The following is a 12,459-nucleotide window of genomic DNA, read 5'->3' on the forward strand; positions in this document are numbered from 1 at the left end:
GCTGTCCACTCATTGAAAAACCATTTTACTAATCATAATGTCGTCGAAAGGTAGCGCCTGAAAGCCAAGATGCGCTGCCTCGTCTCGATACCGCTTAAGCAATTGATCATGTAACGTGAGAAGCGTTCGCGACCGTACATCATCGAATGGTTGGTTATTCAGCAAGGCCACCGTAGCGCTTCGTACCGCCGGTTCAAAGGCCTGAGATTGTGTCGATTGTTCTTCGCCTCGCACCACTAATACCACGTCTAATAAAAGGTAACGCGGACGATTCTCCTCAGCCTGTAAAGTAATGACTAAGTCTTTAATTTCGATAAAACTGGCTTGAGGAGGTTTACTCGTAAACCAACTGCCAATCCCCTCTGTACCCTTCTTATCTTCAGTATGATGGCTCATCAACCACCAACCACCACCCCCGATCAACGCGAGGAGGATAACTATCAATAGGATGATTAATGGTTTCTTCATGAAGGACTCTTATAGCGTAATTAAAATGGAGTGATCGGTCGCCGACGCCTGAGCGTCGGAGAAACTAAGGTTATTCGCTGAGAGGACCTTAGGGTTTTGCCGGTGGGGGGGTTGACGACGTTGTTGATGGCCTTGCGACGAGACATCAACCTCTACCTGTCCACCTTGACTAAGCGTTAAGCTCTCTTTTAGCTCATTAGCCGTTTGCTGTAATAGTTGCTGAGTTTCAGGGACGTCTGCACGGATATGTAGCTGTAAGCTCTCGGCATTCCTATGCAGTGTGATCGTCATGGCACCTAATTCAACCGGGTGTAATTGCAACTCAGCACTATGCAGTTGTTGAGTGATCTGCCACGTTAAGTGGCCACTGAGTGCCGTCACTAATGGCTGCCCATACCCTGTATGATCGCTACCCATCGCCAGCGGCAGACTGAGTAAGGCCTGCTCCCCGACTTTCATGGGGACGGTGGGCGTCATGGAAGAAGGCCCCCCTGCTGGCGCGCCCCGCATGGGCTCGCCTTGTGGTATCACGTCCGCGAGAGGCACTTGAGCCAGTGCTGCTGGAGGAGTGGAATGATTATTGTCTGAGTCTACAGACGGTATTGACGTTTTCTCAGGCGAGAGACTCAACGAGCGATCAATCGGTGGCAGGAAGAGGGGTACGTTCGACAATATTGTCCCATCGTCCTCCTCTGTATGATGATCGTCGCCGATACTCGACGTACTGTCGTCCAGCGCCTGTTTGGGTTCTAACCGACGCGTAAAAGAGAGAGAGGACGTATCTGAACGTGGCGTCCTCAACCATGACGGAGTCTGTGCATCGCCCGACCCGATATCATTAGCCAGCCTTTGGTCGGCGCCGTCTCGGTAAGAAAACTGGGCCTGCAAACTATCGATTAACGGTTGAGCCTCTTCATCTGTCAGTGCGTCTGAAGAATGTAGTGCTGTCTCACTGGCCGGCGCGCTATCTCCTTGCCCTGTCGATAGCAGAAAATGAGTCGCTGGCTGCTCGGCTTGCGCCGAGACTGCGGCGATCGAGCTAGGCGCTGTCGTTGCCGAGGGGATAGAAGTCGGAGGGGTTAGCGATAGCACGTTCATCCATCTACCCCGAGAAACTCTCAGCATCCCCGAAACAGGCGTATGCAGCCATGGCCTCACGGTCATCCAGTGTTTTTTGAATTTTATGCCACAACGTATCGGCGTTACGTTGGCATTCTGCCAAGCCGGCATGATAAAAACGCTGTAGTTGCTGACGCTGCTGATCAGTCACCCCCTCGGCATGTAAGCTTGAGGTCAGTCGTTGATTCGCAATAGAAAGGGCGTCCCAATCCTGTTGGCGGATTGCGTCATTCATTGCGGAAACTAACTGTTTAAGGCGTCGTTCATCCAGCATATTACACCGCCATCTCGCGCCAACCGGTCTCGATCTCACCCAATAACTGTTCGACTTCCGTGATTTTATCAATCGAGAGTTGATGACTTGCCTCATAGAGACAGCGGACAGAGTAGTCGTAAAGGCTAGCTAACGTACTCGCCAGCTCCCCACCTTGTTCAACGTTCAGAGCACTACTCAAGGCATTAAGAATATCAATACAACGATTGATACTGTTCGCTTTTTGTTCATAGCGTTTGGCTTGAATATGGCTTTTTGCTCTGACTAATTCATCCATTAATCCGCCAAACATGATCAGCACTAACTGATGAGGTGTCGCTGTCGCCACTTGGCGCTCTAAATCTGCAGAGAGGTAGTCGTAGCCATCAAGGTTGTCATTACTGTACATAATCTGTCTCGTTAACCTAATAAGCTGCTTAGGGTATTGTTCATATCCTGCATCGCACTTTTTAATTTCGTAAACTGCGTTAAGTAGCGGTTATAGGCATCGTTGTAGCGGGTGGTAATTTTCGTCTGCCGATCGGTGATATCCGTTTGTTGTCGATCTAACACCTCTTGCCGACTTTGCAGGACGCCATGGCTGGTGCTGAGATAGTTATTCATCGATTTATCAATGGTGGAGAGTAAGCCTTGGCTATTAAAGAATTGATTAATCGATTGCGGATTCTTACCCAATTGTGTTTTCAAGGTTTCGCTGTTCAGGGTCAACTTGCCGTCTTTATCTGAGGTAATACCAAAGCGAGTCATATCAAAGCCATTCGCCGTTCCGCGGATTACACTGTTTAGTTCAGTATTCAGCGAAGAGACTAAGCCATCATTGCCCCCGCTAGCGGATCCTTGAGTGTCTAATACTGAGCGTAAGCTGTTATAGGCATCGATAAAGCTTTGAAGGTTTTTTTGGGTGCCGCTGGTATCTGTCCCGACAGTAAGGGTTAACGGAGTATCCGCCGTAGTCACCGTTTGTAAATTGATGGTGACCCCTTCAATCAGAGAGTCTAATTTATTAGAGCTACTGCTGAAAGCCAGAGAGCCGATACTGACTTTCGCATCTTTCGCCGCAGAGATCTCTACGCCTTGATTGAGCGCCGCCGCTGTTTGGCTATCCAACTGGCTGGTGGTTAAGGTTAAGGCATTGCCCACACCGCTCTCGTCGCTACTCAACATCAATTGGACTTTACCATCGGTTTTCACTAACGAAGCAGTGACACCTGGATTATCGGTCGCTTGATTCACTGCATCGGCAAAATCCGCCAATGAATTAAGCTTACCCATATCAATAGTAATGCTTTTATCTTTTATCGCTAAGGTTAATGAGCCTGTGGCTTGCTTCACCTTATCATCGCTCAAACTGGTATAAGCCGTCTGCTGCGCGGAAGCCAATTGACTTACGGTCAGAGAATAAGTCCCGCGATTCGCTTGCGAGGTGGTCGATACCGTCGCGACGGTGGAGGGAGTTAAGGTGGCACTGTTTGCCAACATTCCCTGCGTCGAACTATTCAAGCTGGTAAGGCTGCTACGAAAAGTCGTGAGTGCCGTTTTTAATTTGCTGAGGTTATTACTTTGCGTGGTCAGTGAACTTTGCTGTTTAGTGGCTGCACTTTGCGACGCTTGAATATCGTATCCGGCCATTTGCGTCGCGAGGGTTTGCGGATCAAGAGAACTGATATCGGTCATGGTGGTTATACCCGCTTGAAAAACTCATCAACTGACTAGGGGATCGGCTTTACGTTTCTTACTAAGCAATAATCATGCCAATTTATTAAGTGCCGCCCCGTGGCTGATAAGAAACGACAAAGCGGAAGAGGAACTTCCGCTTTATTGACGAAGAGGAAAGTAGAGGGTCACTCCCTCTCGCGCTAAGGCGCTTAGCCTAAGATGCTCATCACTAGGCTCGACATGCTATTCGACTGCTTAAGCATAGAGGTGCTGGTTTGCGCCAACATTTGGCTACGAGTCATTTTCGAGGCTTCGGAAGCAAAATCCGCATCTTGAATGTTACCCAACGCTTGATCAGTGTTGTCTTTCATATTGGTTAAGTTCGCAGCAGCATGGCTTAGACCATTGATTGAGGCACCGAAAGAAGAACGTAGACTGGAGACGTTATCGAGTGCCGTATTCAAGGTATCAATCATCGCATTAGCGTTGGCAGTACCCGAAACAGCTGGTTTATTGTTTGTCGCATCGGCTGCGGTATCTTGTACGGAAGCCGTCGATAGCGTATCAATGCTACTAAACACATTTTTGAGTTGTGCTGAGACATCTACTTTAGTGGTTTCACCGCTTTCCGAACCGGTTTGGAAGGTCATTGCATCGCCCATTTTCGCTTTGCTAGTTACCGTTCCAGTTGCGTCTTTAGTGTCGCTAAATAATTTACTCCCCGCGTAAGAGGTATTGCCCATGATGCTGCTAAGCTCTGTTTTTAGGCTATCCATCTCAGTATCAATCGCTTTGCGGCTATCTGCAGTATTGGTATCGGTTGCGCCTTGGGTCGCCAGATCTTTCATGCGGTACATGATATTACTGACTTCATCCATCGCCCCTTCACCGGTTTGTAGCATAGTCGAGGCATCGGCGATATTACGCTGTGCCACAGCCATACCATTGGTCTGCCCTTGCAGACGGGTGGCGACTTGCAGCCCTGCCGCATCGTCAGAAGCCTTAGTGATACGTTTACCGGTCCCTAAATGCTCCATTGCACTGGCCAATGTGGTGTTGGCTTTTTGCAATGCATTGCTGGCAGACATTGCGGATGAGTTAGTAAAGAGTGTAATAGCCATCTGGCGGCTCCTTCAAAAGTGGACGATGTGTAGTAACTAAAGTTAATAACGACTGGCGTCACACAAAAATAAAGGGCTAAGGTAAATTTTTTCTACTCGCCAATAATTAATTGATACACCACGGCGAGCGGTAGATTACCTTGGCACTGTAAGGCTTGATTTAAGCTACGAAATCCACCATGACACTCGGCAAGCTGCTGACGAACGAGTTGTGCTAAGCGATACGCCTGCTGGCTCTCTAAGGGAATGGATCGTTGCGCTAACTGTTGGTCAACCTGTTGCCGTTGCCGCAGTAATTTTTGCCGTTCCTGCTGTAAATGCCGAATGGCTTGCTCAGCGCTGAGCGCGACAGCTGTTGTTTCGCCCGTCAGTAAGTGTTGTAACTGCTGTTCGAAACAGGTTGTAGGGAGAGGATGTAATAACGTCAAACTGTCCGCCGCAAAACAGACGCCGCCGCCGCGTACTGTCCAATTGGCTTGTTGAAGCCATTGGCTTTCCGGCAACGTAAATAACAGTTGTTGTTTCGGCAAGTCGTAATAACACCAGATCCTAAACTGACCCAAGGCGCGATTCAGGGCAAAGATGCGTTGCATTAGCGACATCTCTGGCGTGATAACCAGTGAAGCCCAACGACGAAATGTCCCTTCTCCTAAGCCAAAAGTGATGATTTCTCGTTGCTCAGTAATGAGTAATGCCTCTAGCGCCTCGCACTGAAAAATAATCTGTGCGGGGCGGTCTAGGCAGGTATTAAAATTACGGTCTACCGTCCCGCCAGATTGCTGAACGCGCCGTTCAACAAGTTGGCGGGTGCGACGCAATTGTAGTTGTCGCTTTTCACGACTCATCGCCTGCGCCAAGCCTCTTAGTGATAACTCTGCTTCGGCCAGATAATCGGTGGCACGCTGTACCGCCGTGATTTGTAGATTTAATTGGGTATTGAATCGCTGAGGATCGCGACTAATCAGTAACTCGTCCGGAAACCGTAATCCGTGACGGGATGATGACACGCGCTCAATCACCTCATTGACTGTCGGTGCAGAGGACGGTTGTGACCGTGTTGCCCCTTCACCGCTAAGTGGACGATTGAAGGAGCCTGGAGAGAGTGGTGACAACATGATTAAATCACATCAAATAGGGAAAACTGATTCATTAAGCCATAAGCCTTACTGCTGTACTCAACCGTCTTTAACCAAGCTTGCAGTTGTAAGGTCGTTTCGACAGTATCAGTACTTTGCAAATGGTTGAGGACTTCACTGTTCGCAGCAGTAAGATCCGTATACCTATCGAAGAGCTGAGTCAGCTGATTTTTCCTGCTGCCGATCGAGGCTCTGGCGCTACTGACCTGGGCAGACGCATCGCTACTTTGCTGCATCAATGCTGACAGTGTGGTGGTATCTGGCGGTGACTGGCTCGCGGACTGAGATAATTCGCCGAGTTTATTTAAAAAGCTTAGGGTGTCGCCACCCGCTGCGAAGAGCGAACTCACCGCTGTACTCCCACTGATGCTTTGTTGTTGACCCACTTGGACGCTTTGCGTCTCATCATTCCCCTGCCATTGGTACTCACCTTTCACCTTGATGACCGGTGGTTGGTGATTATTGGTGCCAGCGAAAATATAATTCCCCTCTTCATCCTGACTATTGAGTAAGCTGACAATTCCTTCACTTAAACTGGTGAGCTGCGCAGTGTGTCCGGTGGTATTGGTCGTCGATTGCGTGGAATTATTCATACTACGTAGCTGATCTTGCAGCGATAAAACCAAATCACTCATGCTACTTAGCAAAGTATCTTGACGGGTCAATGCATCATTCGCCGTGGTGATGTTTTGCTGATATTGCGCAGTCATCGCCTGTTGTTGGGTCAACGCTGCCGTACGGGCGGCATTAAGCGGATCCTCTGAAGGTAAGGTCTGCTTTTGCTGCGTCGACAACTGATCCTGTAACTTCTGTATCTGAGTATTACTCGTTTCTAAGGTCGTCAGCATTCTTTGTGGCTGACTGAGACTACTAATTCGCATAATGATCTCCTCAGCTAGCTAAAAATATTCAATAATTCGCTGAATAGCTGATTGCCTACTGACATCACCTTCATGTTGGCTTGGTAAGATTGTAGGTAGGTTTGTAAGTTAACCGCTTCTTCATCTTTATTCACCGCGCTTAAATTGTCACGTTGCTGCTGCCACTGCTGATTCACTGCATTAGCAACCGAGAGCTGATTACTGCTCTGACTATTGGCGAGCGCTAAATCACTGGTTATCGCCGCTGCTTGATCCTTGAGACCACTGCTAGTTTGAAGCCCCGTCAAGGCGGTGAGATTATTACCGTTAGCAGGTGTGGTTTTATCAAGCGATAATCCGAGCTGTGAAGGGGTTAACGACGTCGTCGCTAACCGAGACACGCCTGTACTATCCGTGGATAATGCAAATAAAGCCTTACCCTTGTCACCTTGTAAGTCATAACCGTTGGCCAATGTACTGTTGACCTGCTGACTCACCGATTTCATCAAGCCTGTTACCTGCGTTTGCAACGGTGAAAGAACCTGCTGTTGATAGTCATGCAAAGCACCCAGTTGTCCACCGATTGCCGTGGATAGGGTTGATGATTCTTGGCCAAAGCGACTCTGTAATGGCCAGCCCCCTTGCGTGTCGGTACTCGAAGAAACCACCGCCGCTTGCTTTCCTTTAACTAAGGTCGCGCCTTGCGTCGTTAAGGTATAACTATCGGTATCCGTTTTCTCTACCGAAACGGCAATCAGCCCACTCAGCATTTTAACCTGCTGGTCACGTTGATCCTGCAAACTATTACTTTCAGCGCCTGGTCCTAGGCGTTCAATCTGCTGATTGAGATCAGCAATTTGCGAGGAGAGTTGATTGACTTGCTGAATTGTAGACAGCTGTTGCTGACCAATACTGGTCTGCTGATCAGCAAGGTTCTGGCTAGTTTGCGATAAGCCATTGGCTAAGCTAGTGGCATTACTGATCAGTTGCTGCCGATAAGCCGTGGAATCAGGCTGGTTGGTTAACGCGCTGATAGCGTTGAAAAAGCCAGTTAACAACGTCGACGGCTGTGAAGCACTGGAGGAGATAACCTTTTCTAATGAGGTTCCCCAGCTATTAAAAGATTGGTAATACCCCACCGAACTCTGGGTGTGCCAGAGTGCCTGATTGAGTGTTTGATCCGTTATTCTACTGGGATCACTGGTCCTGACCCCGTTGCCTACTGAGTCGACCAGCGAACTACTTTGGGTAAGCTGCTGACGCGAATAGCCAGCTGTTTGCTGATTAGCAATATTCCCCGCACTGACTGAGAGCTGGTTCTGAGCGGCCTGCGCACCTTGAGCGGCTATCGTAAAAAGATTCATCATCAGCCTTTATCCGTAGATTTCTGTTCTGCTGATAAAGAACGACCATCAGTCCCCATTTCTAAAGGGGCAGCAGTGGGAGAAAGCTGCTTAACGATCATTTCTGCCAAACCGGTGGAGTGCGTTGCAGCGAGATTCGCACTTAATTGGTCGTCATAAAAGTCACGCCACAGGGACTGCTGCTTACTCTCTAACGGCGAATCTTTTACTAATGTGTCGGTTGCTTGACGCATCTCTTTGATCATCTGCCTGAGAAATTGGTTTTCAAACTGCTCAGCGGCTTGCGATAAAGTATGCGGCTTTTGCTGGTTACCGATATCACCGGGGATCAGCGCCTCGCCGAGACCGGCTGAGGGGGCTAAGGAGATTGTCATATCACCACCAATTCGGCATCTAATGCACCCGCTTCATGCAGTGCTTGTAAAATAGACATAATATCGTCGGGTGTTGCCCCCAAGCCATTCAGTGCACTAACGATGCTGCGTAGCGTAGTGGCAGTCGGGATCACCACGCTATGGCCATTCCCTTGGTTGACGCGTAATTCACTTTGCGGGGTGACTGCGGTTCTACCATTACTTAACGGCCCCGGTTGGCTAACATTGGCAGACTCACGAATGGTAACAGTTAAATTACCATGAGAAACTGCCGCCGCATGCACCACCACATTTTCCCCAATCACCACAGTGCCGGTGCGTGAATTGAACACTACGCGGGGCGACATTTTTCCGGGAATAACGTCGACATCTTCCAAAGCAGACATAAAAGCGACTCGGCTCCCGGGGCTTAACGGTGCCTTGACCGCAATACGTGTTGCACTCTCTGCCGTCGCGGTACCATAACCAAAAGTTTGATTCAATGCGGCGGCAATATTGTTGGCAGTTTTAAACTCAGGACGGTGTAAGTTGAGATAGACTAGGTTATTACTCTGAAAATCGGTCGTAATTTCGCGTTCGACAGTCGCACCATTGGGAATGAGTCCTGCGGTAGGGGTATTAATAGTAATACTTGAACCACTGTTCCCTTGGGCTTGCAGTCCCCCTACCACCAGGCTCCCTTGCGCTAACGCATAAATTTCGCCATCCGCACCACGTAATTGCGCTAAGAGCAGCGTGCCTCCCCGTAAGCTTTTCGCATCCCCTATCGATGACACTGTCACATCAATCGACTGTCCGCGGCTGTAACCAGGAGGTAAGAGAGCACTCACGGCAACCGCCGCGACATTTTTGACCTTAGGATCAATTTTAGGGGGTAACTGTACCCCAAACTGACGCAGCATATTGGTCACGGATTGGTTAGTAAAACGGACCTGATTTTTATCACCCGTACCATCAAGACCGACCACTAAACTATACCCAATAAGCTGATTACCACGGATCCCTTCAACATCGACCAGATCGCCCAAACGAGCAGCGAATACTGAAGAGGGGAAGAGTACCGATAATAGGACCCATAGAGTTATTCGACAACGCACTGAACGCCCCTTACATTGGGAAGAGTGGATGGTTAAAGAAGCGAGTAAGCCAACCGGCGCTGTTCGCGTCGCTTAGTGCTCCTCGTCCCGCATAGGAGATCCGCGCATTAGCAATACGTTGCGAATTCACTGAATTATCACGATCAATATCATCAGCACGGACTAAACCGGTAATGCGAATATATTCATCCCCTTGATTAAGGGTTAACCATTTCTCGCCGCGTATGACCAACACGCCGTTGGCTAATACACGGTAGACCGCCACCGAAATAAAGCCTTTCAAGCTATTTTGTTGTTGTGAACTACCATTACCATTAAAATTTCGATCGCCCTCTACCGAAGTAGAAAGACTATTGAATGAATGACCGAAAACATTGGGAATGCCAAAGGTTGTGTCATTTTTTTTATCAAATCCGGTCTTGGCTTGCTTACTGGCTTGTGTTGCTTCATCCAGTCTAACCGTCAGAATATCGCCTACCCGATAAGCACGTCTGTCTTGCGTCAATGACCAATTAAATCCTGTGGTAAACACTCCCCCGCCATGATTAGTCGGGGCGGGAGCCAAAATTTCATCAGGTGGCGCGTAGGCTTCATCGTCTTTTTTCACTAGATAAGGGGAGCTTTCGCATCCTGACAACAGAACAGCCATTGTGATAATCACAATTAACGGGTAGCGCATCATCTTTCCTATAGCGTTTGGGTCACAAATTTCAGCATATCGTCAGCAGCAGAGACCATTTTGGCGTTCATCTCATAAGCTCGCTGTACCGTGATCATATCCACCATCTCTTCAACCACTTGTACATTGGATCCTTCCAGCGCGCCTTGCTCCAGCTGGCCTAGCCCATCTTCGCCGGGCGTCCCTTCTGTTGGTTCACCGCTCGCCGCTGTTTCCTGATAAAGGTTATCGCCTTGCGCTGAAAGTCCCGCAGGGTTCATAAAGTTAACCAGCGTCAGCTGCCCTAACTCCTCAGGATCGGTTTGGCCCGCAACGGTTGCGCGCACCGTGCCATCTTTACCAATCTGGATATCCGTCGTATTCGCTGGAATCTCGATTTGTGGCTGTAAGGGTAGGCCTTGTGCGGTAGTGAGTACACCATCTTGGTTACGTTGGAAATTTCCCGCTCGGGTATAACCGACATCCCCATTCGCTAACTGCACTTGGAAAAAACCGTCTCCGGTAATGGCAACATCTAACTTTTGTCCGGTATTTTGGATATTGCCGACACTAAACTCTTTTTGGGTGCCAACTATCTTCACCCCCGTCCCATATTGCGTGCCGATGGGGGTGTTGTCTTGCTGATCGAGTGGGCTGCCTGGCGCACGTTGATTTTGATAAAACAGATCCGCAAATAAGGTACGGTCTTTTTTAAAGGCCGTTGTATTCACGTTGGCTAAGTTATTAGAAATGGACGTCAGACGCGCATCTTGGGCGCTTAGGCCTGTTTTACTTATCCATAAAGCTGGATTCATGGTTTACTCTCGCTTAGCTGTTTCTGAGTAGCTGATTACCCGCTGAAGCCAAATCATCGGCGGTTTTCATCATTTTGATTTGCGTTTCAAACTGCCGATTGATTGACATGCTGGCAAGCATTTCACCGATTGCCGAGACGTTCGATCCTTCAAGATGCCCCGAGGTAAGACTTATCGTTTCATCCACGGGATTATTTTGATTACTACTCACCAGCAATCCTTGCTCATTTTTCGATAAGCTCGCGGCGGGAGGAGCGGCTAATTTGATTCTATCGACGTCAATGGGTGTGGTATTACCGCTCTCTTGCGGCACAATGGAAATGATCCCATCAGCGCCAATACTGACTGAAGAGAATGGCGGCAATATAATCGGGCCATTATCGCCCGCAACCGGATAGCCATGGGCGAACATTTGCCCTTGCTGGTCGACGGTTAACTGACCATCGCGCGTGTAGGCTTCTCCCGTCGGCGTCACGAGTGTGAGGTAACCATGGCCTTGAATGGCGACATCGAGATTTCGTCCTGTCGACTGGATAGCACCGGTAGAAAGGTCCACCCCGGAAGGCTGCTCTGCGCTCAAGAACCGTGTTTCATTCTCACGTTGTGATAGTGCTTGCTGTTGAGCCAGCGCAAAATCGGCGCGAAAACCTTCCGTGTTAACATTAGCCAAATTATTCGCATGGATCTGCTGCTGCTGCTGTGCAACATTAGCCCCGCTGAGTGCGGTGTAGAGTAATCTATCCATTAAATCGCTTGGAACAGTGCAGTGAACATGCTGCTATCCGTGCTAATGACTTTGGTATTGGCTTGATAGTTACGTTGTGCACTCATCAAACTCACCAGTTCACTCGTTAGATCGACATTGGACGATTCGAGCGAGCCATTGTGTAAGCTGCCTAACACACCGGTTTGAGCAATACCAAATTGCGGCGCTCCCGAAGCCTGGGTGGCACGCCATACCGTGCCATCTTCGGGCTGCAATTGGTCCATATTGGCGAAGCTCGCTAGTGCCACTTGCCCGATGGTCTCGGTTTGACCATTAGTGTAGGTCGCTTGAACATTGCCTTTCTCATCAAGGTTGATACCACTTAATGAGCCATTATCGCGTGTTTGCGGAACACGGATCGGCGAGACGGGGCCGGTTGTGACGTTCGCCGGATAGCCCTTGTATTGTAGTCCGCTGTTATTAACTAAAAACCCATCCTTATCCACTTGTACATAGCCAGCTCGGCTAAATTTTTGGCTTCCCGACGTGTCTTGTAAGACGAAAAAACCTTTGCCACTGATGGCTAAATCTAAGCTACTAGAACCACTGACCACCGCGCCATTCGTCCCTAAGCTTTGCTGCGTACCTTGGTCAAGTACGCCATTTCCCGCACCATTCACATAAAGTGCAGAAAAATTTTCACGACCGGACTTATACCCCACGGTATCCGCATTGGCGATATTGTTTGAGATAGTATTTAACTGGGCACTGACCGCATCCAACCCACGAATAGCAATAGTAAAACTCATCT

15 protein-coding genes are annotated in these 12,459 nt (G+C 49.0%); all 15 read right to left on the reverse strand.

All coding sequences use genetic code 11. The annotated features are described in order from the left end of the window. Nucleotides 1-9 precede the first annotated feature (9 nt). The 15 genes from HH682_RS12370 to HH682_RS12440 all read right to left on the reverse strand — a co-directional run bounded on the left by HH682_RS12370 (nucleotide 10) and on the right by HH682_RS12440 (nucleotide 12,457). Nucleotides 10-468: a flagellar basal body-associated FliL family protein gene (locus HH682_RS12370; RefSeq protein WP_214237854.1), complete on the reverse strand. Its 459-nt coding sequence runs from the start codon at nucleotides 466-468 to the stop codon at nucleotides 10-12. 9 nt (nucleotides 469-477) lie between these two features. After that, complete coding sequence (locus tag HH682_RS12375) at nucleotides 478-1,566, reverse strand: flagellar hook-length control protein FliK (RefSeq protein WP_214237855.1); 1,089 nt, start codon at nucleotides 1,564-1,566, stop codon at nucleotides 478-480. 4 nt (nucleotides 1,567-1,570) lie between these two features. Beyond that, nucleotides 1,571-1,861: a hypothetical protein gene (locus HH682_RS12380; RefSeq protein WP_214237856.1), complete on the reverse strand. Its 291-nt coding sequence runs from the start codon at nucleotides 1,859-1,861 to the stop codon at nucleotides 1,571-1,573. 1 nt (nucleotide 1,862) lies between these two features. Beyond that, nucleotides 1,863-2,249 carry a flagellar export chaperone FliS gene (gene fliS, locus HH682_RS12385; protein ID WP_214237857.1) on the reverse strand — a complete coding sequence of 129 codons (387 nt, stop codon included), beginning with the start codon at nucleotides 2,247-2,249 and terminating at the stop codon, nucleotides 1,863-1,865. An 11-nt stretch (nucleotides 2,250-2,260) separates the two neighbouring features. Continuing rightward, nucleotides 2,261-3,535 (reverse strand): flagellar filament capping protein FliD, encoded by a 1,275-nt coding sequence (fliD, locus tag HH682_RS12390; RefSeq protein WP_250318686.1) that lies wholly within the window; start codon nucleotides 3,533-3,535, stop codon nucleotides 2,261-2,263. A 191-nt stretch (nucleotides 3,536-3,726) separates the two neighbouring features. Beyond that, complete coding sequence (locus tag HH682_RS12395; RefSeq protein WP_214237858.1) at nucleotides 3,727-4,638, reverse strand: flagellin N-terminal helical domain-containing protein; 912 nt, start codon at nucleotides 4,636-4,638, stop codon at nucleotides 3,727-3,729. Between the two features lie 92 nt (nucleotides 4,639-4,730). Continuing rightward, nucleotides 4,731-5,753, reverse strand: coding sequence for a hypothetical protein (locus HH682_RS12400; protein WP_214237859.1), 1,023 nt, complete (start codon nucleotides 5,751-5,753; stop codon nucleotides 4,731-4,733). Nucleotides 5,754-5,755: 2 nt separating this feature from the next. Next, nucleotides 5,756-6,655 (reverse strand): flagellin N-terminal helical domain-containing protein, encoded by a 900-nt coding sequence (locus HH682_RS12405; protein ID WP_214237860.1) that lies wholly within the window; start codon nucleotides 6,653-6,655, stop codon nucleotides 5,756-5,758. Between the two features lie 14 nt (nucleotides 6,656-6,669). Further along, a complete protein-coding gene (gene flgK / locus HH682_RS12410) occupies nucleotides 6,670-8,001 on the reverse strand; it encodes a flagellar hook-associated protein FlgK (protein WP_214237861.1) in 1,332 nt (443 codons plus the stop codon). Further along, nucleotides 8,001-8,372, reverse strand: a complete 372-nt coding sequence (locus HH682_RS12415; protein ID WP_214237862.1) for a rod-binding protein — start codon at nucleotides 8,370-8,372, stop codon at nucleotides 8,001-8,003. The genes flgK and HH682_RS12415 overlap by 1 nt, the downstream gene beginning before the upstream one ends. After that, nucleotides 8,369-9,469 (reverse strand): flagellar basal body P-ring protein FlgI, encoded by a 1,101-nt coding sequence (locus tag HH682_RS12420; protein WP_214237863.1) that lies wholly within the window; start codon nucleotides 9,467-9,469, stop codon nucleotides 8,369-8,371. Before HH682_RS12420 ends, HH682_RS12415 begins: the two co-directional genes overlap by 4 nt. 10 nt (nucleotides 9,470-9,479) lie before the next feature. Further along, nucleotides 9,480-10,151 (reverse strand): flagellar basal body L-ring protein FlgH, encoded by a 672-nt coding sequence (flgH, locus tag HH682_RS12425; protein WP_214237864.1) that lies wholly within the window; start codon nucleotides 10,149-10,151, stop codon nucleotides 9,480-9,482. A 5-nt stretch (nucleotides 10,152-10,156) separates the two neighbouring features. Next, nucleotides 10,157-10,942, reverse strand: a complete 786-nt coding sequence (gene flgG, locus HH682_RS12430; RefSeq protein WP_214237865.1) for a flagellar basal-body rod protein FlgG — start codon at nucleotides 10,940-10,942, stop codon at nucleotides 10,157-10,159. A 13-nt stretch (nucleotides 10,943-10,955) separates the two neighbouring features. Further along, nucleotides 10,956-11,687, reverse strand: a complete 732-nt coding sequence (gene flgF, locus HH682_RS12435; RefSeq protein ID WP_214237866.1) for a flagellar basal-body rod protein FlgF — start codon at nucleotides 11,685-11,687, stop codon at nucleotides 10,956-10,958. Then, nucleotides 11,687-12,457: a flagellar hook-basal body complex protein gene (locus HH682_RS12440; RefSeq protein ID WP_214237867.1), complete on the reverse strand. Its 771-nt coding sequence runs from the start codon at nucleotides 12,455-12,457 to the stop codon at nucleotides 11,687-11,689. The genes flgF and HH682_RS12440 overlap by 1 nt, the downstream gene beginning before the upstream one ends. Nucleotides 12,458-12,459: the final 2 nt, after the last annotated feature.

The organism is Rosenbergiella gaditana (assembly GCF_018494065.1).
GTDB classification, from domain to species: domain Bacteria; phylum Pseudomonadota; class Gammaproteobacteria; order Enterobacterales; family Enterobacteriaceae; genus Rosenbergiella; species Rosenbergiella gaditana.

What these genes read in the sequence shown, in the direction of transcription:
- HH682_RS12370 (WP_214237854.1), bottom strand. Translation starts at nt 468, where the DNA reads ATGAAGAAACCATTAATCATCCTATTGATAGTTATCCTCCTCGCGTTG.
- HH682_RS12375 (WP_214237855.1), bottom strand. Translation starts at nt 1,566, where the DNA reads ATGAACGTGCTATCGCTAACCCCTCCGACTTCTATCCCCTCGGCAACG.
- HH682_RS12380 (WP_214237856.1), bottom strand. Translation starts at nt 1,861, where the DNA reads ATGCTGGATGAACGACGCCTTAAACAGTTAGTTTCCGCAATGAATGAC.
- fliS (WP_214237857.1), bottom strand. Translation starts at nt 2,249, where the DNA reads ATGTACAGTAATGACAACCTTGATGGCTACGACTACCTCTCTGCAGAT.
- fliD (WP_250318686.1), bottom strand. Translation starts at nt 3,535, where the DNA reads ATGACCGATATCAGTTCTCTTGATCCGCAAACCCTCGCGACGCAAATG.
- HH682_RS12395 (WP_214237858.1), bottom strand. Translation starts at nt 4,638, where the DNA reads ATGGCTATTACACTCTTTACTAACTCATCCGCAATGTCTGCCAGCAAT.
- HH682_RS12400 (WP_214237859.1), bottom strand. Translation starts at nt 5,753, where the DNA reads ATGTTGTCACCACTCTCTCCAGGCTCCTTCAATCGTCCACTTAGCGGT.
- HH682_RS12405 (WP_214237860.1), bottom strand. Translation starts at nt 6,655, where the DNA reads ATGCGAATTAGTAGTCTCAGTCAGCCACAAAGAATGCTGACGACCTTA.
- flgK (WP_214237861.1), bottom strand. Translation starts at nt 8,001, where the DNA reads ATGATGAATCTTTTTACGATAGCCGCTCAAGGTGCGCAGGCCGCTCAG.
- HH682_RS12415 (WP_214237862.1), bottom strand. Translation starts at nt 8,372, where the DNA reads ATGACAATCTCCTTAGCCCCCTCAGCCGGTCTCGGCGAGGCGCTGATC.
- flgH (WP_214237864.1), bottom strand. Translation starts at nt 10,151, where the DNA reads ATGATGCGCTACCCGTTAATTGTGATTATCACAATGGCTGTTCTGTTG.
- flgG (WP_214237865.1), bottom strand. Translation starts at nt 10,942, where the DNA reads ATGAATCCAGCTTTATGGATAAGTAAAACAGGCCTAAGCGCCCAAGAT.
- flgF (WP_214237866.1), bottom strand. Translation starts at nt 11,687, where the DNA reads ATGGATAGATTACTCTACACCGCACTCAGCGGGGCTAATGTTGCACAG.
- HH682_RS12440 (WP_214237867.1), bottom strand. Translation starts at nt 12,457, where the DNA reads ATGAGTTTTACTATTGCTATTCGTGGGTTGGATGCGGTCAGTGCCCAG.